Raw genomic sequence first — 23,506 nt, 5'->3', positions numbered from 1 at the left:
TTTTTACTGAATAACCGACAGAAGCGTTTGGCATTTCATTTCGGTTTCCTGCCATTCGCGTTCAGGGATTGAGTATTCTGTTAGGCCAGCCCCGGCGTATAGTGTGGCAAGGTTACCTTCCAGTTTCATACACCGGATATGGACGAATAAATCGCTGGCCGGACCTGCATCATTCGTGCTGATGTTGACGGGTCCTAAAAAACCACTGTAGAACTCGCGGTCGTAGCTTTCGTGTTGTTTAATGAAGCTGAATGCCAGATCGCGCGGAGTACCGCATACGGCAGAGGTGGGATGAAGCAGACGTAGCATTACGGTGCCGAGTTGTGGATAACGTACTGCCTGTGTATCAACCGTAAAGCTGGTGCCGAGGTGCATCAAATTGCCCGCAATAACCGTTTGGGGGCCTTCTTCAATATATTCCCGCAGCCGGATTTTTTTGAAACACTCAATAATATAGCGGCAAACGATGGCCTGTTCCTCAATTTCTTTCTGAGACCACATCGCATCCTGGGGTAGCTTGGGTGTGCCGTCGGCTTCAAAGGCAGATTGAGTACCCGCCAGAGCGTTTGTTCTAAAGATTCCAACTGCATCTACGCTAACCAGCCGTTCAGGAGTTGCGCTAATCCAGATTTGACCTTTTTCGGGTATCGACACGGCCGAAACGAAAGCTGTTGGGTATTTCTGGCAAAGCTTATCGAATAAGGCAACCGCGTTTGGGGCGTCACTAAAACAGAGTTGTTTTGTTCTGGCCAAAACTACTTTTCTAAACTCGCCCCGCTGCATAGCCTCAACCGCTTCCGCAACGTTTGTTACGTATTCCTGCTCAGTGCCAGCATCGGGTAACGTAACGAACGTGATTTCCTGATCAGTACGCTGATTGTCTGTTCGGCTGGCAATGGTTTGCTGAAACCGGTTTCCTGCCTCCGTATCCGCAATCGACGTAGCCGTGGGAGCATTTTCTGAAAAAACAGCCTGAACATCAGCGCGCAGAAACAGCGTTTGAGCAGGTGTTTCGGTTTCTGTATTCAGATTGTCGAAGGGGCTGATGAGAAAGCCAGCTGGTAACTCTTCCAGGTCGGCCGATACGCGGGGGAGCGTTTCATCGAAAGAGACAATGAGATGTTTGTGCCGTTGATTAGGTAAGCGCCAGAGGGCAGCCGGTAAACCTAATGTATAGGCCGTTTCCCAAAAATCCGTAGGTGTAGGCTGACCAATTCGCTGACTGGAATCGGTAGCTTGCATAGCTCGAGTTATCGTACTAACAGAATCAGATTGCATAGGTATTAACTGACCGGATCAGCGACAGTTATATACATAACAGTTTACACAGGAAATTTGTGCGAAATATAATAAAACTGTTGTATGACTTTAGTTCTGAGTACTATAACAATTGATAAGTAGGCTTAAACAAAGATTATCTGTTCGCATAAATGGCGCTTAAGCCTAATCTATTAATAACTATGGTTTGGTGGCTGGTGGTGGGAAGTTAGGGCCATTCTGGTCGGCGGGGCCAGGGGCAGTAGTGCCTAATTTGTCGTGAAACCAGGACAGTTGATCTACGTATGATTGGCTATTCAGGCGATGCCCGGCATCGTACCATTTAACGACTGTTCCAGCTGGGGCTGCTTTGTGAAGTTGTTCGGAAGCAAACGTAGAAACGGCCTCATCCTGCCGTGCGGATTGGATAAACAGTGTTGCCGACGTAGCACGGTGGATGAAACGAATAGGCTCAATAGGCATCATGGCTGCTAACCATCGCTTGCGTTGCTCAACTGGTATGGGAAGCTGATCGGCGGGTTCACCACTGGCAATGGTAAAATGTGAAATAAGGCCACCATCCGGTACGGCCAGGATGTAGGTCTTTAGGCGGCTCTCAATACCGGCCAATAATCCACCCATGGCTCCACCGTGGCTTCGTCCAACATACCCCAGCCGAGTTGGATCGACATCGGGTCGGCTGAGGAGTAGATCGACGGCTCGTTGCAGATTGATCATATACGTAACCTGCTCAACGCTATCGGCTGGCGTTAGTTGTATGGCCTGTCCGCTACGTTCTGCGAATGGAGCGCTGATCGCTACTACAACCGCGCCATGACGGGCAACATAAACTCCGCGCGGAGTTTGATTCATGGCGGTTCCGGGTGCGCCATGCTGAAGCAGAATACCCGCAAACGGCCCTTTCCCCGACGGAACAAAGAGAAGTCCATTCACACGATCGGCTACGGGGCTGGCAAAACTTATACGATGAATGGCTACATTATCTTCATGCCCAATTACCGAATCGGTAAGGGCCAATGGCACCGTTTTGTCGTAAGAAAATAGGTGTAACGGTAAATCGTCTTTTTGGGCGAAGCTGTTGGTAACCAACAGGAAAAGGCAAATCGACGCTGCCAGAAATACATTATTGGTCAAGTGCGTTGGCTATTAGATGGTGAAAGGCGGTCGGTGTACTCAATGGTCAGACAATTAATGCATGAGCTGAAACGAGTCGTACCGTTGAATTCGGTAATGACTGATCCGTCGGCTGAGTAGGCGCCGTCGTTACCGGCTCGTAAATAGATGCGCTGCCCAGTGGGTCGGTACAAGGCCGTAATCTTATACTGGCCAATCGGAATGTCGGAGATTCGGGCGTAATGCGATGTGCCTTGCGGGCCGCAACTGACCGTTTCGGGGTCGGCGGTTGAGCCGTCGATTCGCGGGCTTACGGGCGTAAACGTAAACGCAATGTTATCAATATCAGCAATCTGGCTATGCTGGTCTTTATTGATCCGAACTTCACCGCCGTAAAAACGATCAGTGGAACCGGTTTTGGGGCCGTATAGTCGCCATTCAAAATTGCAGACGACCCCATCCTGCCCCGTAAATACGTCGGGATGATCGGGGTGAAGTGTTAACGTGAAGTGTCGATTGTGATAAACTCGTTCCAGTTCGCCCGACATTTTCCAGGCCCCGGAAGGTATTTTGATCCGGTAATTGCCGTTGGCGTCGGTGATGCCAGTAACCTGCTTTGTGGTAGTACGGGCGTTGGTAGCTACAATACGGGCACCCTCAACAGGGTTGCCTCGTACGTCTAATACTTTTCCGATGGCATAGCCTGCATCAGAACCAGGGGCATAGCCCGTCTGGGTTTTGCAGCCTGCTACGGTAAGCAGCAGGCTGGTTAAAAAGAGAAAGGTTGTCTTTTTCATCGTTGATCAATCGAGTAGGTTAGTCGGAAAATGATACGTAGTGCTACGTTATCTTTTCTCTATACAAAACTATTTTACTCTATTAATCAACGAAGTGTAAGTGTGCTGAATCGCGGATAATACTGTATGAACCGTATAATAACCGGGTCGACCGGTATGGCTGATTATTGCCGAATTTGGTTAGGAGACGTATGGGTACGGTTTATCCTTATTTGCCCATCCAGTCTTTGAAAGGCGTTAGTTTTTCGCGGCTGACAATTACCTCCTTATCGAGTGCCGGTTTTAAGTGAAGAGCCAGCCGATTTCCAAAGTAGGGTTGAATCTGATCGACGCTGTTGACGGAAACTAAAAAGGAGCGATTGATGCGGAAAAAATGACTGGGATTAAGCATGGTTTCCAACTCATCGAGCGTGTAGTCGATAACAATTTTTCGGCCATCGATTGTCTTGAACTGATTCATTTTATTATCACTGAAGAAGTAAGCAATCTGCTGTGTATCAACGGTGATAAGTTTATGCGCATAGGTTACCAGAAAGCGCTGGCGGTATTCTTTCGGTTGTAGTTTCTGCTGAAGTTCCTGGATCAGATTTTCTACATTCAGCGGGCTGTCTGATTTGGCTGGTTGAGGAGCTGGTTTTAGTCGGTAAAATTTCGCCAGGGCGGCTTCCAGTTCGTCTGTCTGGATTGGTTTAAGCAAATAATCGATACTGTTGACTTTAAAGGCTTTAATGGCATATTCGTCGTAGGAGGTCGTAAAAATGACGGAGCTAGTCACGTCAATTTCCTTGAATATCTGAAAGCTTTGTCCATCGGCCAGCTCAATGTCCATCAGGATCAGATCGGGGGCCAGCGGTTGCCCCGGACCGTTGGCCCGTAGCCAGGCAACGGTTTCCCAGATACTGCTCGTAACGCCTACGACCGTTGCCAGCGGTTCAACAACAGCCAGTGTTTTGATGAGTTTTTTTGCCGCTATTTCTTCATCTTCAACAATCAGGATATTCATACGGGCTTTTCCGGGCTGGATAAGGTGGCTATATTAACTGGTTGGCCATGAGGGGAATAATCACGGCAAATTCGTCTTCGGTTTCCTTAATGATAATCTCGCGTTGTTTCAGTAGTCTGAACTTTGCCGCAATATTGGCCAGTCCAATTTGCGTAGAGGGGATATGCTGAATTTTCTTCTGCAAATTGTTTTTTACCATAAGCAGCCCATCGGGCTGGGTTATGATCTGGACAGTTAAGGGCTGCGTCTTATGAATAATGTTATGTTTTACGGCATTTTCGATCAACAGCTGCAAAGTCAGCGATGGCAGTAGATACGTCTCGTAGCGGGGTTCTATGGCCAGCTGAAGGTGCAGACTATCGCCATATCGGGTTTTTAGCAGGTGGAAATAGGAGCGAATAAACTGCATTTCGGTGGCCAGATCCGTTAATTCGTGTTCATTGTTACGTAGCAGATACCTATATACTTTACTCAATTCTTCCAGAAATTTCTCCGCCTGTTTAGCGTCGTCGCCAATCAAATACGATAACGTATTGAGGCTATTGAATAAAAAATGCGGGCTAACCTGTTGTTTCAGGCTCTCCAGCTGCGTTTGTAAGTTCTCTTTTTTCAGGGCTTCGGCTTCTTTTTCGGCCTTTATGAGCCGGTCGAAGTAATACACTGCTTCCTGAACGCCAACAATCAGCACCGTAAAAATCAGGGCGCCAGGCAACGTATTGGCGAACGATGACATGGAGTAGGGTTTGTGAAAGCCGGTGCTGTTCACAATAACCATATCAACCCAGTCAATCAGAACAGAGGCTGCCCAACAGATTGGTAACACTAAAAGGATTCGCTTCTTCGTCTGCGATAAAAGCGGAAACCATTTCCGGAAACGGACTAAAATCCAGCGGATTACCTCCCAGGTTGCCGTTGTCAGGAGCAGGAATTCAATCGTAAACTTGATCGTGGTCAGGCTTACCGGCTGAAGGAAGATCTGAGACGTATACAGATCGAGTAACAGCAATAAGCCAATACCGCTGATGCGAATCCATCGATCATTGACTGGTTTCAAATGAAGTTAAGTTAAGAACGTTATCTCGTAGGTGACCAAATATAGTTCTTACGTCCTGTGCGAGGCAAGTAAAGATCAGTCGGATCGGGAAAAAACGTGGCTGAATTGGGCAATAGTCTGAATCAATTGTTGGGTTGCTGTGATCAATTGTCTAATTAGGCTAGCTGAGCTGTTACGTAACGTATCACTAAAGCCATTTCGTGCCGCTACGTAGCCCAATCAATTTAACCAATACCTGGACGAATTAAGCCTTCGCTTTACCCAATACAGTCTACTTCTGCTTTTTGGGTGTTGCTTATGCATTCATATTGGACTGGTTTTTCGGACTCATCATCAATCTACAACCAGCTTCATGGTATGAATAAAGTAACATTTGCCATCGTATTAGTAGGGTATAGTATAAGCAACAGCGTTGCTCAATCTACGTCATCAACCGTCGCTGCCGATTATCAAACATTAGTAGCGGCTGAACAATCATTTGCCGCTTACACGGAAAAAGAAGGTATTAAGGCCGGGTTTTCCAGATTTCTATCGCCGGAGGGAATTGTTGTCGTGAAGGATGATTTTACGTTAGGAAAGCCCTTGTACGAAAAAGCACCCTACGTGCCCGGTGTTCTGTCCTGGACGCCGGTTTATGCCGACATTGCCGATTCTGGCGACTTTGGATATACAACCGGCCCTTTCGAAGTACGACCCAAGACGAAAACCGATGATCCGGTAGGGTTTGGGCATTTTACTACGGTCTGGCAGAAGAATAAAACAGGGCAGTGGGAAGCCATTGCCGATGTTGGGATCACGCACACCAATCCGCAGCAGGTACGAACCGACTTGTACTGGCCGGACGTGTATAGCCAGCGTTGGCGTGGCGACTGCGATACAACGGCCCGACGAATCGAACTTATTGAGGCCGAAAATCGATTAGCGCAGTTGGCAGGCGGGCAGTCGTTACGTAGTGCTTATCAGTCTGCTTTGGCCAAAAACCATCCGGTACGTTTGTATCGAAAAGGCTTTGTTCCGGTAATGGGTGACGAAGCCAGGACATATATAGACGGCTTAACAACTACGGCTGTTTACAGGCTTAGCCGGGTTAAAGTAGCCTCGTCGGGCGATATGGGCATTGCCTATGGCTACGTTCAGGAACAGGACAGAAAAGGGCTTTATCTACGTATCTGGAAGCGTTTGCCCGATACGTCCTGGAAATTAGTACACGAAGTTCTTGATATCTGATTGGGCTGTTTTCTTTGGTCTTTGCTCTTCAATGGACGTTACGTCTAAAGAAGAGCTTTTTTATGCCCAAACTACCCCTAGGGTTTTCCCTAAATTTAAACGGAATCGGGTTTTCACTATTCTATTACTCAGTTGACTAGTCCTACTTTTGCTAAACAAAGTTCAATTTGATGGGCTTGAACTGTGGATTGTTTAGGTTTTTAGGCGGTAATTTCAATAACTGACAAAGGATCTGGTAACTTTACTATAGGCCCCAAAGAGTCAATAAATGATACGAGTGCTGATTGCTGATGATCATAACGTCTTCGTAGAAGGCATCGAGTCTCTGATCTCGGGATCATCAGAGAGTAGGGTGGTAGAGCGATGTTATACGGTTCAGTCGGTGATGGAACGATTGCAACAGACTGAAATCGATGTCATTTTACTGGATATTTCATTTCCGCAGATTGAAGACGGGCTTGGTCTGTGCGAGTACATAACCCGTACGTACCCGACGGTAAAAGTTATCGCGCTAACCATGCACGACGACGCCAGCCTGATTAAACGGGTGGTCAAAAAAGGAGCGAAAGGGTATCTGTTGAAGAATACGACCAAGAATGAATTGCTGCAGGCTATCGTGACGGTGTATCAGGAGAGGCAGTATTTCAACGAAACCATCACGCATATTTTGCTGAATGATGGGCCGAAAGCTCGGAAGACAATGGCCGGAGTTGGTATCAAGCCAAATCTTACGCCCCGCGAATCGGAAGTGCTGACACTGATTGCCCAGGGACTAACCACGCAGCAAATGGCTACTCAGTTGTTTGTGAGTGCCAAGGCCGTAGAATTTCATCGGAGTAGTTTGCTGATGAAATTTGGCGTACCGAATACGGCTTTGCTGATTAAGACAGCGATGGAAATGCAATACATTGATTAATTCGTTACCCGAATGACGTATCGTTCTTTGCTTGTCGAACTTCCGAAACGATGGAGCGTAACCCTATTCTTACTTGGCGTAGTTGGGTGTTTCCAAACCGCCTGGGCAGTCGCCGAATCGTCATCGATCGACAGTTTAAAGCGAGAAATCAGCACGCTTGTTCAGGATAAAAAGTATGTAGAAGCTGCCAAAGGATACGAAAAGCTGGGGCAGTTGTACCACCAGCAATACGGCTATAATAAGTATACGATTGATTCTTATTTCAATGGGTTGAAATACTACAGCCTGGCTGGAGATTCGCTGGGGTATTATAACGGACATATTGTTATTGGCGATTACTATTCGCATGATGATTTCATGCAGAAATACGCGGAAAAATACATTCGAAAAGCCCAGCAGTTTTTTGAGCGGACCCGTAACATGCCTAAAGTGATCGAATGTCGGCTGGGGTTAGCCAATATCGATCAGAACAAGGCTGTAATACCGAATGGTTTAATTACCCAATTGCGTGAAACGGAGGCCCTTAGTGTTCAGTATAAGCAGGCTTACTCGCAGGCGTATGCACTCAATTTGCTGGCTAATACGTACTCAAGAGTGAAGAAACCAGATTCGGCCGAATACTTCGCCAATCGAAGCCTGGTAATCTCCAATCAGTTGAACATCAACTGGCTTATTGCACTGAATCATTTTTATCTGGGCCTGGTCGAGCAGTTTAGGAACAAGCCAGACAAGGCTATTGAAGCCTACCAGCGAAGCTTTAAACTGGCGGAGTCTGAAAATAACTTATCCATGCTACGTGAGCTGTCCCGGCACACAGCCGATAGTTATTCCCGAATGGGCGACTATAAAAAAGCCTACGAAGCGGCTTTGAAGACGCTTGATTTTGAGAAGGAATTCTATTCGTCCGAACAAACGAAGAGTATTCGATTGCAGGAACTGGATAGTCAGATCAAAACGCTGGCCGTTGAAAAACAACTGGTTGAAGAACAAAGCCGAAATCAGCACGTCCTGAATTCGATGCTGGCCGTTGGCTTGCTGATCAGTATTCTGGGCGTTGGGGCACTGGTGTATTTACGGCGTCAGCAGAAATTAATTGCGCATCAGGAGACCGTGATTGCACAGCAGCAAATCCGGCAACTGGAACTGAAATCGTTACGTGCCATGATTGAAGGGCAGGAGGGAGAACGGAGTCGGATTGCCCGCGATTTACACGATGGATTAGGCATTCAGTTGTCCAGAATAAAACTATTCGTGGAAGCGCACCAGGAGCAGTTGCCGTTATCGGTGAAAGAACCGCTGAACCAGTTTCTGGACGAAGCCTGTACGGAAACGCGCTTGATTTCCAACGATCTACGTCCCTATGCGTTGTCTACGTTCGGACTTATTCCGGCCCTGGAAGATTTGGTGCAGAAGCTTAATCTGGTTAATCAGACGAAGTTATTCTTAGAGCAGTATGGACAAATTCCGGCCCTAAGCGACGAAGCATCAGTCATGATTTACCGGGTCGTGCAGGAACTGTTGAATAATGCGCTTAAACACGCCAATGCGCAGACAATTACGGTACAGATCATGGCCAGCGACGAAGAAACGCTTATTAGTGTGGACGACGATGGCCAGGGAGCCGATTTCGATCAGGAGCCATTAAAAGGCAATGGAATCGCCAATATAAAATCAAGAATAGCGTATCTGGGCGGGCAGGTTATGTGGCAAAGCGAAGCCGGAAAAGGAACATCAGTCATGATTTCACTACCGGTTCAGAAACAAACGCCAGAACCGTCAGCCATTACTTAACCCTCGAATTCATTCTGTCAGGTACAATTCATCCGTTAATACTGACTACCTCTATATACTAAGTTTACATCTAATTCCTCCTTATGATTAAACATGTGCTTTCAGGCGTGTTCGTCCTGAGTAGCTGGCTAACTGTCTCTGCTCAAGACCGAACCATTACCAGAATGGCCCTTAATAAACCAGGGCCGATCCTGGCTACTACTAAAAATACGGGCTCTGCCAACGCCGGAACAATAGACATAAAGGCCGTTATTACGGGCGTTGTGTCGGACGAAAAAGGCAATACGCTACCGGGTGCAACGGTTTCGGTGAAGGGCACTACGGTAGGAACAACGACCGATGCAAACGGCCGATTTTCGATCAATATGCCCGCTGGGGCTAAAGTGCTGGTTTTCTCCTTTATTGGTATGAAAACGCAGGAGGTTGAGGTTGGATCGCGAACAACGCTGAACATTACGTTGCAAACCGGCGATCAGTCGCTGGACGAAGTAGTTGTTATTGGGTACGGCACGGCCAAACGGTCCGACATTACGTCGTCTATCACGACTGTAAAAGCAACTGAATTAAAAGACATTCCGGCGGCCGGGGTCGATCAACTGCTTCAGGGCAAGGCGGCCGGGGTGACCGTCACCAGCAATGGTGGTCAACCGGGCGGTGGTGTATCGGTTAAAGTGCGTGGCGTTACGTCGATTAACAGCAACGATCCATTATTTGTGATTGATGGCGTACCGTTTGTGGGTGGTAATACATCAAACAGCCAGGGATACGCAGGTTTGGGAGGCAGCGATGGTCAGACCGGTAATAGCGTAATGGCTATGCTGAACCCCAATGATATTGAATCCATCGACGTACTGAAAGATGCGTCAGCGCAGGCCATTTACGGTTCTCAGGCCGCTAACGGCGTTATTCTGATCACGACTAAAAAAGGGAAGCAGGGCGAAGGCAAGATCAATTACGAGATGTATACGGGCGTATCGGAAGTGGCTCGTCGGCTGGATCTGATGAACCTACGCGATTTTGCCCGCTATCAAAATGAGGTTTTACCGATAATCGGCAATCCGGTAGCCGATGAATTCAGAAATCCTGATTTGCTGGGAGAGGGTACCGATTGGCAGGAAGCGATGTTTCAGCGCGGGGCCATCAATAATCATCAGTTGAGCTTTTCGGGCGGGCGCGATAAAACAACGTACTACCTGTCGCTCAATTACTTCGATAACAAAGGGATTCTGCTCGGATCTGATTTTAAGCGCTATTCGACCCGCTTTAGCCTCGATAATCAGTTGAAAAGCTGGGCCAAGGTTGGCTTGAGTGCCAACGTATCGCGTAGCATTCAGAACGTATCGCTGGCCGATGCGGCCGAAGGAACGATCTGGTGGGGCGCGTCGACCAGCCCGTTGATTCCGGTAAAAAATCTGGATGGTTCGTGGGGTGGTGGCCAAACCGTCGGTGGGGTTCAGTACAACAATGCGAACCTGGTCGGCAATAGCCAGTATCGTGGCAATACCAAAACCTCGACCAACATTTTTGGTAGCTTATATGCTGAGCTTCAGTTCACAAAAGACCTGTCGTTACGTAACGAACTGTCATACGCTATCGGGATGGACAACAACGTAGCGTTTCAGAAAGCGGGTAACGTAGGGTCTACGTCGTTTCGGAGCAAGCTGATCGATTCGCGGTCGGACAACTACTACTGGTCGCTGACGAACTACCTGAACTACAACAAATACATCAAGAAACACAGCATTCAGGCAACGCTGGGCCATCAGGCGCAAACGTCGTATTACCAGTCGATTTCAGGAACTAAAGTCGATTTACAGGCCAATATTTTTGATCTCAACACCGGTAGCTCTGATCAGACAACCTGGGGGCTGAGCGGTGGTAAAGGCCAATGGGCTATGGAATCGTACTTTGCCCGTGCCAACTACACCTATGACGATAAGTATTCGGTTTCGGCCAGTTTCCGCACCGATGGCTCCTCGAACTTTGGACCAAACAATCGCTGGGGCTATTTCCCCGGCGTGTCGGTGGGTTGGACCGTATCGAACGAGAAATTTATGAAGGGTAGCATTGCCAACGTATTGAGCTATGCGAAACTACGGATGGGCTATGGTATTGTGGGTAATCAGAACTTCCCGAGCGGAGCGCCTAACCCGGCTTATGTGGGAGCCGTTCAGTTCTTCTCCGGGCCGGTTGGTTTCGGGTCGTCTAACATGATCAACGGTATTCCCAACCCGAACCTGAAATGGGAGTCGGTAAAAACAGCCAATGCCGGGGTCGATTTAGGATTCCTTAACGGCCGGATCGATGCTACCATCGATGTCTACAAAAAAGTAACGTCTGATATGATCATCTTCCTCACTGGACCAAACCTGATTGGCGTGGGCGATCAGTGGGACGACCTGAAAGCTCCCCTGGGCAACGCCGGTCAGATGACCAACACAGGGGTTGACATCGGACTGACTACGACGAATATCAAAAAGGATAATTTCAGCTGGAAGACCAACGTCGTCTTTACCCAGTTTACCAACAAATACGATCGGGCCGCCAGTGCAGCGTCGGCACTCGATGGAAAGGTATACTATAATAACTACCTGATTACGCACACCACGCCGGGTCGGCCAGTGGGCTCGTTCTGGGGGTTAGTAACGGATGGATTATTCCGTACGCAGGCTGAGCTCGATGCGAGCCTTCCTCAGTTTGGCTACAAAGTTAGTCAGACCGAAACCTGGCTGGGCGATATTCGCTACAAAGACATCAACGGTGACGGGAAAATTGATGCGCAGGATCTGACGTATATTGGCAGCCCGTTACCGAAATTTACCTGGGGTTTTACCAATACGCTGAACTATGGCGATTTCGATTTTTCGTTGTTTCTGCAAGGCAGTCAGGGCGCCAAGGCGTTCAACTTCCTGCGCTGGCAGCTGGAAGGTCTGAATAATGCGTATACCAACCAGATGAAGACGGTCAACGATCGATACACCGAAACGAATACGAATGGTTCGTTGCCCCGGTTCACGAATACGAACAAGAATAACACGGCTATGTCGGATCGCTACGTAGAGGATGCTTCGTACGCCCGTATCCAGAACATTACGTTGGGGTATCGACTGCCGAAAACGCTGCTGAATAAAGTCAAGATCGCCAATCTGCGGGTATATGGCTCTATTCAGAACCTGAAAACATTCACGAACTACTCGGGCTATGATCCTGAAATTGGTGCTTTCAATAACAGTATTAAACTGATGAATGTAGACGCTGGTCACTATCCAAACCCACGTACATTCACCGTAGGCGCGAATCTGCAATTCTAATGTTGAATGAAAGAGTGATAGAATGACTGAATGAACTACAAACGTCAGGTCATTCAACAGTGGAGGGTTCATTCTATCATTCAATCATGCACTCAGTCAAAATTCTATAAAAGACAATGAAACTAAAGCCATTATACGCTCTGAGTCTGTCGGCTGCTTTGCTGTCGTCCTGTTCCAAGGATTTCATCGATCGGCCATCGTTATCAGGCACCACAACCGGAAATTATTACAACAACGCTGAAGAAGTACGTGGAGCAACCAGTACGCTCTACAGCGGCTTGCCCTGGCGTAACTACGAAAGCCGGGCGCAGGATGCCATCGGCGACGTGATGGGGGGAAATATGTTCACCTACACGGATGTCGAATACCTTAATTTCACTGTTTCGTCGGCTTCTGACCGGATCGGGGCCGCCTGGGGGGCATTCTATAAAATTATTGGCTATGCCAACGTATTGATCAAAACGTTCGAAGAGAAAAAGGCAGCGGGTGGCAGTGCTACGTATCTGGACCCTGCCATTGCCGAATGCCATTTTATTCGGGGAGCAATCTATTTCTACATTGCCCGTACCTGGGGGGCGGCTCCCATCATCACCGATCCGGGGGCTACGGCGTTGTCGGGTAATTTTAACATTCCCCGTTATCTGCAGACAGACGTATTGCGGTTTGCGCTCGAAGAATTGAAAATGGCCGAAGCGGGTCTACCTGAGTCGGACGTAGCGGGTCGGTTAACCAAGTATTCGGCCAAGGGGATGATGTCGAAACTGTATTTGTACACGAAAGATTATGCCAACGCGAAAGCCAAGGCGGAGGAAGTGATCAATTCGGGCAAGTACACGCTGGTTCAGGATTACATGGGCATGTTCACGAAAATGAGCATGAACAACAACTCCGAATCGCTCTTTTCGATTCAGCATCAGCTGGCGCAGGACCCCTGGGGAACGGGTAACATCAAAAATCCCGACCGGGGAGCCGGTGCGTTGCGTACCGCCGAAGCCGATGCCTGGGAAATGTATGTGCCTTCGCTCGATTTGCTGAAAGAATACGAATTCGGTGATCTGCGTCGGCAGTGGTCGGTGATGGAACACGGCTGGACAAACTCAAACTGGAAGCCACAACGGGCCAATATGCCGAAATACAACGCATTCATGGCGAATGGATTCAAGTACGATACGTTACAGCCCGTTGAAGACGGTGGCAGCCTCAGTCCGACCCGTGCGAATATTACTAAATACTTTGCCGGTCCCGGTAAGAGTTTTGGTGGAGAAACCGTATTGGGGCAAAACTCAGGAAACAACGTAGTGCTGTTACGGTATGCCGACATTCTGCTGATCTACGCGGAGGCCACTCTAGCCTCCAGTGCTTCGACCAACGATGCCAAAGCACTGGAGGCACTGAATAAAGTACGTACCCGCGCTGGACTAAACCCGAAAACATCGTTCACGCTCGACGATATTCTGCACGAGCGTCGGGTAGAGTTTGCGTTTGAGGGCGATTACTGGTACGATATTCAGCGTCAGGGATTTGCCAAAGCCAAGTCGATGATTGAGAAACAGAACCGTGGTACTGTAACCGCTCCTACGTATCTCACCAATTTCACGGAAGACAAAATGTATTTGCCTATTCCTGCCGGTGAAATTGTGCAGGACCCTGAACTTGCCAAAGATCCTGTTCCGTACTATAAATAAAAACTTGACCAGTTCTCCGGCTGACGTTGACAGACCTCAGCTGGAGAATGATAATCGTTACACTGATGATATTCAATAGATTCTCTCGATTGGCGGGCTTTTCGTTGCTGACGGTACTGGCCGGACTAGCCATAAGCTCCTGCGAAAAAGATACGGATGGAAGCCCTCAGATCGGGCCTGGTAATCCAGTAGCCAAGGCATTGTCGCCCGATTCGGCAGCTGGTGGAGCTACCATCACCTTAACCGGAACCGGGCTGGGTGATATACGTAGTATTGTATTCGATAAAGGCAACGTAGCAGCTGGTTTTCAGTCTACCCTCAACACCGACAACGCCATCATTTTCCGGGTTCCTACGGAAGTGTCCGGTGGCTCTCAGAACATTATTTTTACCAATAGCGCCGGTCGAACACTCACCGTGCCGTTCAGAGGGTTGGCCTACCCGACTGTTAGCGATGTGTCGAACTACAATTTCACGAAGGGAACCACGATAACGATCACGGGTAATAACCTGGATGATGTTACGGCCGTGGCTGTTGCCGATTCCGTGAAAGGTATTTCCGATGCCGCAACGATTGTATCGAAAGAGAAAAAGCAGCTCGTTGTTCAGATGCCCAGCACAACCCTGACGCGGGGAACGCTGACCATTACGAACAGCACCGGACGAATGCGTACGAAGCAGGAGTTTGTTAACATCGATCGGGCCTATAAAATTTTTACGGATGCTTATGGTGATGGTTTTCAGGATGGCTCCTGGGGCGATGCGGCCGTTATTTCGACCAAAGAATTTAAATCGGGGACGGCATCCATCGGGAAGAATTTCCAGAAGGGAAACTGGCACCTGATCGGTTTTGCCAACTGGTCGTCGTCGGCTATTGCGTACTCGGCCGATTACACCTACGTAACGGGCTGGATCAAAGGCGCTTCGGCCGACTATTCGCTGTACCTCACAACGGATGCGGGTAAGGCTGGATTCGGCGATTATGTCGATAAAAACAAAATTGACGTGAAGGCCGGAACCTGGACGTATTTCAAACTAAAGTTATCGGACATTGATTTCTGGACGGCCGGCAAAACACTGAAACAAGTTGGTTTCCGTATTCAAGGGCCTGACAAACAGGACGAAACCTTCTATTTTGACGATATTGTGCTCGTAAAATAGTTTTCATTCAACCTCCCGGAATTCATTTTCGGGAGGTTTTTTACTAATCTTCATCTTCTCTTTTTCTGGTGCTTCTGAGAAACAGATCAACGTCTGTTTCCTGGCTATATGTTGGCTTTTATGCAGTTTTTTGTGCGTAACAGAGAGCCGTATTCGTCCTCTTTGCATGAATACTGGCGTTCGTCTCTGTTGGTGGTGTTAAGTAGTATGAGTACGTTCGTTGGCTTAGCTGCCGGTTCAGAAACGCTACGTGCTGGATTGCCTGTTGTGCCGGTAGTGAACGGACGACTGGAAGCCGAGCTGGGCGATTTGTCGGGGGTTACGGTATCTACTACCCGTTCTGGCTTTTCGGGAACGGGTTACGTTACCGATATGGATAACGTAGCGGATAAAGTAAGCCTGACATTTAACGCGTCGGCAGGGCTTTATAATCTGTCAATTGGTTACGCTTCACCCAGTGGCAACAAGGGTGTCGATTTCGAGGTGAATGGCAAAAAGAGCAGCGGTACGCTGCCAAAAACGACGACCGGATTTGGAAAGGCCGACATTGGTAAGTTTTTGCTACGTAACGGGTTGAATACGATCGTACTACAAAAAGGCTGGGGTTATTACGATGTAGATTACGTTCAGCTAATGCCAGCTACTGTTTCGCTGCCTGCCAGACCTTCTAAGCAATTGGCTGATGCACGGGCTACGGCGTCGACAAAAGGATTATTTTCCTTTCTGGTCGATCAGTACGGGCATAAAGTGGTATCGGGGCAGCAGGACGATATTGAGTACGTTCTGGAAAAAACGGGTCGGGAACCCGCCATCGGTGCTTTTGATCTGATGGATTATTCGCCAAGTCGTGTGGAGCACGGGGTAAACGTACTACGTAGCAGCGACGCAATTATCAATTGGGCAACAAAAGGGGAGGGACGTGGAATCGTCAGTCTGATGTGGCACTGGAACGCGCCTACCGATCTGATAAACCAGGCCCCGGATAAGTTGTGGTGGCGCGGATTCTATACGACAGCTACTACGTTTGATCTTAAAGCAGCTCTGGCCGACAAAAACAGTGAACGCTACCAGCTTTTACTACGTGATATAGATACGATTGCGGTTCAGCTCAGGAAATTTCAGGCCGCCGATGTACCTGTTCTTTGGCGACCGCTCCACGAGGCAGCAGGCGGCTGGTTCTGGTGGGGGGCTAAAGGGCCAGAGCCCTTCAAAGAACTTTGGCATATTCTCTATGATCGGCTGACAAATCATCATCAGTTGCATAACTTAATCTGGGTATATACGGCTACTGATACGTTCAATGCGGAGTGGTATCCGGGCGATCAATACGTTGATATTGTTGGGTTGGATATTTATAGTCATTCCGACAATACCTTAAGCAGCAACTGGGAGAGTGCACAGGCGTCGCTGACTGGTAAAAAGCTGGTAACCCTCTCTGAATCGGGACAGCTGCCTAGCCCGGCTAGCATACGTACGTTTGGAACCTGGTGGTCCTGGTTTTCGGTCTGGACGGGAAATGACCACATCAAAAAACAGCCGGTCGATACGTTGAAAGCAGTTTTTAACAGCGAGAGCGTTATCACGCGCGACGAGTTGCCAAACTGGCGTATCACTAAATAAAGCCCCGGAAGGCTTCAGAAGCTTCCAGGGCTGAGCGGGGCATGTAGAGGGGCTATAATTACCGCCTTCGCCGGACTATGCTGATCGTTATAGGAACGCAAATCGGTTTGCAGTTGACCGGCGATACCACTGTAAATGAAGTAGTTGCCGGACTACTGCTTCCTGCCGTATTTCGGGAAATTGCCTGTAGCGTATGTACACCATCCGGCAGGCTTACCATACAGGTCCAGGTGCCTGCGGTGGTAGCTGTTGTTGAACAAAGCAGATTCCCGTTTTCAGAGACAGAAACAGCTGCGCTTGCAGTTGCTGTGCCGCTTATCGGAACAGTGGGGCCCATTGCGGTTGAACTTGCGGTCGGACTTAGGATGGCAACTGTTGGGAGTGTTGCTGTTGAGCAGTTGGCACCACCAACGTTATAATTTCCATTCCAGGCATTATATAAGGTTGTTCCATTTCTAAAACCTAAAGCGGTCAGGTCATTCCCAACATTAATGGGTTGCCTGGGCGGATCTGGTTTAAACGGGTCCGATTTAGTCCATACTTCTACCGGGCCAGCACAGGTCCCATTATTAACAAACGTAAAAAGAATAGTTTCCTGCGTAGCACTATAAGGAATAAGCGGAGCTGTTGGCGACATGCCGAAAATAAAATAATCATAGCCAGGGCTCTGACTCGGAGCCCGTATGGTTGTATTGTTTGTCCAGATGCCGTTCACGCTCTGAATCGTACTAACCTGGAAGCTGCCTGTAGGTACTACCAGAGTTACCTGACCACTATTAGTTGTCTGACTAATGCCCGATAAGCCGATGGTACTGGATAAGGAAACCTGATAGGTGACTTTGTCCGGGAGCAGCTTCACTGCATAATAAATACCATCCTGAGCCAGGCCAGCCGTTAGACTTCCTAGCCCAAGCAGGAGGCCTAGCGCCAGACGCAAGGATAGGGATGGATAGGATTTATTTTGCATGTCTTAATTCGTTCTGGGATAGACGTTTATACTATCTTAAAAATGCGCACTTCTGCGGTTGTAAACCAGATTGGTATAAACTTGTTATTGAGTTGATAGTAGTATGTAGAAACGTCCAGCCTGCTTACCTATCAGGCTGGACGTACTCTCAATTAAGGGATTTGTTCGAGGATGATATACTCCTGATTATAGCCCGTATTACCGGGATAGAGAAGCACGCTGGTAAAGATCACCTGAAGGTCGTTACCGGCTCCCTGATACCTTACCTCACCGTCCAGGTTTAAGTCGCCCGTCAAATACCGCTGAACGATATAAGTTGGTAGTGAGGAAACGTTGCCTGTATCAAAATAAACCTGGCTAAACACAGTGGAAACATCATTTCCTCCACCGCTATAAATCAGGCTCCTACTGCCATCGGCATCGCCTGCCCAAAGGGCTTTACTGGAGTTAATGGTTTGCTGAGCATTAAGGTCGCCATAGGTTTGAGTAGAAGAACTGGTAAAATCAACCGTTACGGCCGTACTGCTGAGGGCTATCGTATTCAACGCTAAGACGCCTAAATGATTTCGGTGACGTATTGAGATATAATAACTACCTGCACCTACGGCAAACGTTACCGGCGATGTGCCGTCTACGTCAACTACATCGCCATCACGCTGTAATAAGGCCGAACGGGTAGCTACTACAGTCGATGCGCTCGACGGATTTCGTAATTCAACAAATACCCAGTCCACTATCGCATTAGTACCCGTAGTGCTAAACACAGTGGTCGTTGTTGATTCGTTACCTCCGCCCCCTTTGTGCGTAAATCCTGTGCCTACCAGGACGGGTGTCGAGTAAGGCTCTAGCAAGGGAAGTAGATTTTTTGTGCGTAAATCGTCGCGCATGAGCCCGTCTATCGGGTTATAGGCTCCCGCTAAGAATACCTTCGGGCGGACAACAGCCAGCGGATCAGTTACCTGGATGGAAACACTGGCTGTTACGCTGATCGGCGCTGCGCAGTTTACGGGAGTACTACCGTTTGTAGCTGTATAGGATAATATATAGCTACCAGCTGTGGCAAACGTTATCGAGCCGGTAGGAGAGCCAGAGCCATTACTGGTTGGACTGATTCCTGTGACTGGATTGACGCTCCAGGTTAATACACCGGGATTACCACCAAGGGCCGTTACCGAAACAGTCTGACCGATAGTAATGGCGCTCGACGAGGTCAGGAGTGTCAGCGCAGTAGGCGTTGTACAGGGCGGAGCTTCTACCGTGAAACTAGTCACGGCCGAGGCTGACCCGCCAATGGTCGTAACCGAAGCTGTAACGCTCTTAGGACCAGGTGCAAAGGTCATCGATGTGCAGGACCAGCTTCCGGCGCTGCTGACAGCTACTACACAGGGCGAATTACCTGGCCCCACTACGGTTACGCTGGAATTAGCTGTTGCTGTTCCGCTGATGACGGGATTCAGATACGTCACTGCGTTTTGAGCTGGCGTATTGATGGCAATGGTCGGGGGGGCAATGGCTGTGAACGTCGTCGTCGTACTGGCTGTTCCGCCCACATTGGTCGCCACTGCCGTCAACGTAACGGGGCCAGCTGTCAGCGTGAGCGAGTTACAATTCCAGTTGGTTCCTGATACGGTAGGAGTGCAGAATTGGCCGCCCGGTGCCAGTAAGGTAACCGAAGCCCCCGCTGTAACCGTACCACTGACCGTCGGTGTGGTGCTGGTCAGGCTATTCGGGGCCGGAACCGTAATGGCAATGGTTGGTGGGGCCACGGCTGTAAACGTGGTCGTCGTACTGGCCGTTCCTCCCACATTGGCGGCCACTGCCGTCAACGTAACGGGACCAGCCGTCAGCGTGAGTGAGTTACAACTCCAGCTCGTGCCCGAAACTGTAGGTATACAGAATTGACCGCCCGGCGCCAGTAAGGTAACCGACGCCCCCGCCGTAACCGTACCACTCACAGCTGGAGTAAGGCTGGTTAAGCTATTGGGCGCTGGTACCGTAATAGCAATGGTTGGTAGAGCTACGGCTGTAAAGGTTGTGACGGCTGTGGCGCTTCCAACCTCATTAACGGCCACGGCTGTCAACGTAACGGGACCAGCACTGAAAGCGAACGATGAGCAGGTCCAGTTACCGTTTCCATCGACAACTGGCGAGCAGGATTGGTTTCCCGGTCCTAAAATGGTTACGCTGGCCCCCGTTGTTACTGTGCCGCTGACTGTTGGCGTCAGATTGGTCTGGCTACCTGTTGCGGGCGTGTTGATCGCGACCGTGGGGAGCACATGAATCAGTACCGTGGTGCTACAGGTACCCGTTGCTTCGCCAGACGTAATGGTCATCGATCGAACCCCACGTGGTCCGCTGCCGTCATAGCTGACCGGAACGCTGAACGTTGTCTGACCGCTGACAATGGTCTGGGTACTGGTCCCGGTAATGCCGCTGCCAGACACAGAAACGGTTGTTGTGCCAAGCAGGTTGACCGTAAGCGGGAACGTAAGAGTTCCTGACGAAGGAATACCGACGATAAATGTTCCGCTTACGGTTGAGGTTGTACAGTTGCCAAACATAAAGGCGCCTTGACACTGATAAGCCATGCCCGCCGGGAAACTGACCGTGGCTGTATATTGCGAACAGGTCTGACCAAATTCGGCAAATCCGTAGAATACGTTGGTCGTGGCTGCGGCTGTGATGAATGAACCGACTCGTACTTCTACTTCGTCAAACTCCTTAGTAGTCTGAAAACGAGCCTTAATCCGGTTTCCTGAGAGGTTAATAACATTCAGTAAAGCACTGGTTCCTTTAGCTTCCTGCAGTATTCCTCCTTTGTAGGTAACTATTGTTAATGAGCTGACCAGGGTAAGTAAATCGGTGTTTTCCACAACAAAACCAGCAAAATCGCCCGCAGGGGCCATACGACTGAGCTTAGCCCGAATAGATCCATAACCGTCTACCCCAACCGTTGTAACAATGCTGGCGTTATTGGTTAGATCGGCATCGCCAACCGCCGATACGTTATTAATGGAACATCCGACGCAGACCGGGCTTGAAAAACCACTGGACGTTATACCGACTGTGGTGTTGTTGGCAGTAGCAGCCGTGTTTTCTTTCGTGCAAACCTGATACGTAATGGCCGCTGTGCCAGAAGATGGGTTAGTTGGGCGGAAATTGATCGTGCCATCGGCGTTAGCCGTCGCGCTGCCATTCGAAGGCTGCGACACAATGGTTACCGTAGTTGGGTCCAGTATTCCAGAGCCAACTGCTATGTCGTTACTCAGCACAGAAAATGCCTGAGGACAGGTTGTCTGGGATAACACATCCGTGCAAAGGCCTGCCGGAACGGCTACGTTGAATGTGACCGATTTGTACTGAGAAACGGGTCTGGAGAAGCCGTAGTAGACATTGCTGGTCGCCAGTATACCAACGGCTGCCGTTATTCTGAATTCAACTTCGTCGAAATCGGATGTTGATGTTGGGAAACTAACTTCGTAGCGTGAGCCCGACAGCACTTGTAGACTAGCCAACGTATTAGTCGTATAGCTTTCTTTGAAAACGCCACCCAGATACGTTCTGACGACGAGTGTTGGGAACGCAGATACGGATATAATGCCACTACCTCCAATAACAAAACCTGCCACGTCGCCTTTGGGTGCCGTGCCATTTAATTTGGCTCGGATCAATACGGTTCCGTTTAGTGCTGTCTGATTGATTTGAACAAAATCGGTGGTAGACGCTGTGGTCAGGTTTTGAGGATTCATCACCGAGCATAAGTCCGCGCCTAATAACGTTCCGCAGTTATTGCTGTAACTTATTGTGCTGGAGGTAATCAGCGACGTTGAGGAAACCTGGGCTGCCTGTAATGTAAAGGTGGCAGTAGTTGCCGCTGCGGAGGCAGGCTGGTAGCGTACTGTACCATCACTGTTGACGTAAACTTTACCCGCAGCGGGCTGCGCCGTAACCTGTATCGATGCTGGATCCACAACCCGGAACGGTATTGCAAACGAAGATAGGAAATTTAAGGCCTGCCCGCAGGAAGCCAACGTAGTAAGAACCGTGTAGCTGGCTGTGCTAGTGGCTGTTCCACCAATATTACTGGCCACGGCCGTCAACGTAACGGGACCAGCCGGGAGCGAAAAGGAACTGCATGACCAGGAACCTGTACCAGCATTGGCCGTTGTTGTACAGGATTGGCTATTGGGGCCGAGTAAGGTTACGCTGGCACCAGCAGTTGCAATTCCGCTGACAGTTATAGAGTTGCCAACCGAGGTGCCGGGCGTTGGACTTTGAATGCTGATAGTAGGCGGTGGGTTTGCCGTAAAATTGCTGGTAGTTGGCGTCTTACCGCCGATAGTACCGGCAACCGCCGTTATTGTCACAGGCCCAGTTGGAACGGTAATTCCAGTACAAGACCAGTTGCCGTTACCATCGGCTGTGGTCACGCAGGAACTTCCATTAGGGCTGGTTACCGTTACGCTGGCCCCTGGCGTGGCTGTTCCACTGATGGGTGGAGATTGGTTGGTTTGTGCATTAAGGGCGGGCGACGTAATGCTGATCGTAGGCGGTCCGACAGCGGTGAAACTGACAGTGGCTGTGTTGCTGGGCCCAACATTGTTGGTTGCTACAGCGGTTAACGTAACGGGTCCTGCCGTCAGCGTCAGCGAATTACATGACCAGTTGCCTGTGCCGGCATCGGCAATGACGCAGGATTGGCCACCTGGCGCGGTTAGCGTTACGCTGGAATTGGCCGTAACCGTACCGCTGACTACGGGTGTCAGACTCGTTAAGCTGTTCGGAGCTGGACTCAGAATAGCCACCACTGGTAGTAGCAGGCAGTTTGCCGAACCAACGGCATAGTTACCACGCCAGACATTGCCTGAATAACCTATCCTGGCAAATCCTAATGCGGTTAGGTCGTTTCCTACGTTGATGGGTTGTGAAGGAGGTGCCGGGTAGAAAGGGTCTCCAGTTGCCCATACCTCAAGAGGACCGGCGCAGGGTCCCACGTTCCGAAAGGTAAACAGGATCGTTTCTCCATTGGCTACGTAGGGTATCGACGCTCCGTCTGGTGTTAATCCAAATATAAAATAATCTTTACTTGGATTCTGTGATGGAGCACGTACTGGAGCATTACTACCCCAGATACCATTGACAGAGGTGAGCGACGTAACTGTAAAACTGCCCGCCGGGGCCAGGATCGTAACCTGTCCGGTGTTTGTTATTCGGTCCTGTCCCGTGAACGTATTGGTACTTGATAGCGATACCTGATAGGTAAGTCCGTCGGAGAGTAGCTTTACGGCGTATTGAATGCCTGTAGTTTGCGCCCAACCTGCTGTGATGCTGGTGAGAAATAGGAAGCAGCTTATCCAGCCGATTTTTATGTAATTAACTATGATTGGTAGAGGTTTATTCATGTAGTCAGTAGATTATATAATGGGTGGAATAAGGTTCGTTAGCAAACGATGTAGGCTATTAATTGTAAAGCGCTTCACCACTCCATCACTGATTGAATAGAATGGTTAACATCTGTCCACAACCTGGGTATGAGGCTACCGGGTTGAGTTAGTTTTTAAGTATTTATAATATTCTGGTATGC

Annotated in this window: 14 protein-coding genes; 7 read left to right on the top strand and 7 right to left on the bottom strand. The window is 49.2% G+C overall.

The features are described 5' to 3' along the window. Nucleotides 1-3: 3 nt before the first annotated feature. The 5 genes from GK108_RS28600 to GK108_RS28580 all read right to left on the bottom strand — a co-directional run bounded on the left by GK108_RS28600 (nt 4) and on the right by GK108_RS28580 (nt 5,245). Nucleotides 4-1,242: an isochorismate synthase gene (locus GK108_RS28600; RefSeq protein ID WP_246225251.1), complete on the bottom strand. Its 1,239-nt coding sequence runs from the start codon at nt 1,240-1,242 to the stop codon at nt 4-6. 216 nt (nt 1,243-1,458) lie between these two features. After that, nucleotides 1,459-2,412: an alpha/beta hydrolase family protein gene (locus tag GK108_RS28595; protein WP_163955013.1), complete on the bottom strand. Its 954-nt coding sequence runs from the start codon at nt 2,410-2,412 to the stop codon at nt 1,459-1,461. Continuing rightward, nucleotides 2,409-3,188 (bottom strand): carboxypeptidase-like regulatory domain-containing protein, encoded by a 780-nt coding sequence (locus GK108_RS28590; RefSeq protein ID WP_163955012.1) that lies wholly within the window; start codon nt 3,186-3,188, stop codon nt 2,409-2,411. Before GK108_RS28590 ends, GK108_RS28595 begins: the two co-directional genes overlap by 4 nt. 208 nt (nt 3,189-3,396) lie before the next feature. After that, nucleotides 3,397-4,191 carry a LytR/AlgR family response regulator transcription factor gene (locus tag GK108_RS28585; protein WP_163955011.1) on the bottom strand — a complete coding sequence of 265 codons (795 nt, stop codon included), beginning with the start codon at nt 4,189-4,191 and terminating at the stop codon, nt 3,397-3,399. 28 nt (nt 4,192-4,219) lie between these two features. Beyond that, on the bottom strand, nt 4,220-5,245 hold the full coding sequence (locus tag GK108_RS28580; protein WP_163955010.1) for a sensor histidine kinase: 1,026 nt from the start codon (nt 5,243-5,245) through the stop codon (nt 4,220-4,222). A gap of 357 nt (nt 5,246-5,602) precedes the next feature. Here GK108_RS28580 and GK108_RS28575 point away from each other — a divergent pair, with 357 nt between their 5' ends. From GK108_RS28575 to GK108_RS28545, 7 genes are all read left to right on the top strand, one after another. After that, complete coding sequence (locus GK108_RS28575) at nt 5,603-6,472, top strand: hypothetical protein (protein ID WP_163955009.1); 870 nt, start codon at nt 5,603-5,605, stop codon at nt 6,470-6,472. A 268-nt stretch (nt 6,473-6,740) separates the two neighbouring features. Further along, nucleotides 6,741-7,388: a response regulator transcription factor gene (locus GK108_RS28570; protein ID WP_163955008.1), complete on the top strand. Its 648-nt coding sequence runs from the start codon at nt 6,741-6,743 to the stop codon at nt 7,386-7,388. Nucleotides 7,389-7,400: 12 nt separating this feature from the next. Then, on the top strand, nt 7,401-9,179 hold the full coding sequence (locus GK108_RS28565) for a tetratricopeptide repeat-containing sensor histidine kinase (protein WP_163955007.1): 1,779 nt from the start codon (nt 7,401-7,403) through the stop codon (nt 9,177-9,179). An 83-nt stretch (nt 9,180-9,262) separates the two neighbouring features. Further along, nucleotides 9,263-12,490: a SusC/RagA family TonB-linked outer membrane protein gene (locus GK108_RS28560; RefSeq protein ID WP_163955006.1), complete on the top strand. Its 3,228-nt coding sequence runs from the start codon at nt 9,263-9,265 to the stop codon at nt 12,488-12,490. A 116-nt stretch (nt 12,491-12,606) separates the two neighbouring features. Continuing rightward, complete coding sequence (locus GK108_RS28555) at nt 12,607-14,175, top strand: RagB/SusD family nutrient uptake outer membrane protein (protein WP_163955005.1); 1,569 nt, start codon at nt 12,607-12,609, stop codon at nt 14,173-14,175. Between the two features lie 65 nt (nt 14,176-14,240). Next, a complete protein-coding gene (locus tag GK108_RS28550) occupies nt 14,241-15,335 on the top strand; it encodes an IPT/TIG domain-containing protein (RefSeq protein ID WP_163955004.1) in 1,095 nt (364 codons plus the stop codon). Between the two features lie 120 nt (nt 15,336-15,455). Beyond that, a complete protein-coding gene (locus GK108_RS28545; protein ID WP_246225250.1) occupies nt 15,456-16,955 on the top strand; it encodes a glycosyl hydrolase in 1,500 nt (499 codons plus the stop codon). Between the two features lie 58 nt (nt 16,956-17,013). Here the strand turns inward: GK108_RS28545 and GK108_RS28540 are convergent, their stop codons facing one another. Further along, nucleotides 17,014-17,922 carry an Ig-like domain-containing protein gene (locus GK108_RS28540; RefSeq protein WP_163955003.1) on the bottom strand — a complete coding sequence of 303 codons (909 nt, stop codon included), beginning with the start codon at nt 17,920-17,922 and terminating at the stop codon, nt 17,014-17,016. 152 nt (nt 17,923-18,074) lie between these two features. Then, the gene (locus GK108_RS28535; protein ID WP_163955002.1) at nt 18,075-23,324 is read right to left on the bottom strand and encodes a beta strand repeat-containing protein; all 5,250 of its coding nucleotides are present in this window, start codon (nt 23,322-23,324) and stop codon (nt 18,075-18,077) included. Between the last annotated feature and the right edge of the window lie 182 nt (nt 23,325-23,506).

The organism is Spirosoma terrae (assembly GCF_010435915.1).
Classification (GTDB): Bacteria; Bacteroidota; Bacteroidia; order Cytophagales; family Spirosomataceae; genus Spirosoma; species Spirosoma terrae.
Note: the sequence above shows the minus strand (reverse complement) of the source record. Positions and strands in the feature narration are given on the sequence as shown.